This window comes from Gelidibacter sp. (assembly GCF_035577925.1).
Classification (GTDB): Bacteria; Bacteroidota; Bacteroidia; order Flavobacteriales; family Flavobacteriaceae; genus Gelidibacter.
The window spans coordinates 1-1,792 of record NZ_DATJCY010000305.1 but is presented as its reverse complement, the minus strand read 5'-3'; the positions used below and the strand labels follow the sequence as shown (position 1 = coordinate 1,792).

General features: G+C 35.5%; 2 protein-coding genes and 1 tRNA gene. All 3 read right to left on the bottom strand.

From position 1 onward, the window contains the following. The coding region (locus VNJ50_RS11920; RefSeq protein ID WP_325582198.1) for a DUF2207 domain-containing protein at window positions 1-649 on the bottom strand (649 nt) is incomplete at its 3' end. Window positions 650-729: 80 nt separating this feature from the next. Next, window positions 730-1,284, bottom strand: coding sequence for a LemA family protein (locus VNJ50_RS11915; protein WP_325582196.1), 555 nt, complete (start codon window positions 1,282-1,284; stop codon window positions 730-732). Between the two features lie 189 nt (window positions 1,285-1,473). Then, window positions 1,474-1,545 (bottom strand) — tRNA-Arg (locus VNJ50_RS11910). Window positions 1,546-1,792: the final 247 nt, after the last annotated feature.

Below are 1,792 nucleotides of genomic sequence, written 5' to 3'. Positions count from 1 at the left end.
ACAGCGTCACACTTTCTCCATAATTTGAATAAAAACCAGATTTGCTTTTACCTTCAATAACACCATTTGCAACTATAAAATCAATATCCTGACTTGGTGTGTTTGTGCCAGAAAAACCAGAATACACAAAGACATCATTTGGCGATATGGCAATGGAAGAAGGTAAATATATCTTAAACTCCATGTTCCTGAAAGTTGCCTGCCAATCGCTAGGTTTTAAGTTCCAGTAAAATTTAATACCATCGGTTTCATACAGAAACGCATTGTGCACGCGGTATTTGATTTCATAGTGTTGTGCACCAATTACCGATTTATCTTTGTCGCCAATTTTTATTTGATACGTTCCTGTCAAATTTTGTTCAAATTGAAAAGGCGTTTTAAACTTATGTCCGGGTACGTCCACCTTATTTATTTTGATCTTTCTGATTTCTTGGTTACCAGCTTCGGTCAAAAGATCATATTTGGTTTGGATATCTCTATAAATCCCATGTTTTGGACTCGTAAAAGTGAGGTCGTAGCTTTCCACCACATCAAAATAACCTTCTTCATGCACCGTAATTTCAACCGAATAATAATCGACCGTAAAATCTTGGGCATAACCAAAAGTAATGCTCAAAAAAACAAGAAATAAAAAAGACAGCTGTTTCATGGCACAGGTTTACAAGTCGTTCAAAAAAGTAGTTTCAAAAATTGAAGAAATGTGAAAAAAGACAATAACCGTACTGGTTTTTAAAAACTTACTTTCACATTTTCTCGACTTTCGGCATCGGCTTCAAAAAAGTTGAAATGCTGATATTTGAGCATTCCGGCAAACAATGCCCCTGGCAGACTTTCGCCATAAGTATTATTCTCGCGCACGGTTCCGTTATAATAACGACGGCTGCGCTCTAAATTTTCTTCAATCTCATTGAGTTTGTTCTGCAAATCCAAAAAGTTGGCGTTGGCTTTCAAATCGGGGTAAGATTCGCTCAATGCAAAAATACTGCGCAAGGTTTGCTGCAATTGATTTTCGGCTTTGATCTGTCCATTAATATCGCCTTCGGGCACTTGCATGGCACTATTACGAGCCTGTATAACGCGCTCTAAAGTTTCCTTTTCGTGCGTGGCATAGCCCTTTACGGTTTCTACCAGATTTGGGATCAAATCATAACGTCGCTTTAACGCCACATCAATATTTCCCCAAGCGTCCTTAACCACATTTCGGTTTTTAGCAAAACGGTTGAATACGGAAACCATCATCAATACCAAGAGCACAACAATGCCCAAAACAATTAATCCAATCATAAACAAGTTGTTTTAAGGAGGATACATACTCTGAAAAGTAGATCCATTTTATTTATGATACCAATATAGGGATTTTTATATTATTTTAACAAAGCAAAAAAGATTGTGTTTGGTGATCGAAAAAGATAAAAAGGAGAATCAAAATCCGATGGACTTTGATTCCAAATAAACTACCTTTTTATGATTTTGTAGCTCCACCAGGATTCGAACCTGAATCTAAAGTTTAGGAAACTTTTATTCTATCCCTTGAACTATGGAGCCATTAGTTAAAATAGCAGTTTTAAAAAATGAAGTTGTTCTGAATATTTTACAAATCTAAACTAATCAAAAAACAATTAGAATTTAATTTGAATTTTTATTTTTTCAACTATTCTAATTCATTATTCAGAAAATTCAAGAATAGATTATGGTTATCAGTTATTCAAAAACAAAAAAGCCATTACTTTCGTAACGGCTTTGTTTGCTCCTCTTGCTGGGCTCGAACCAGCGACCCTCTGATTAACAGTCA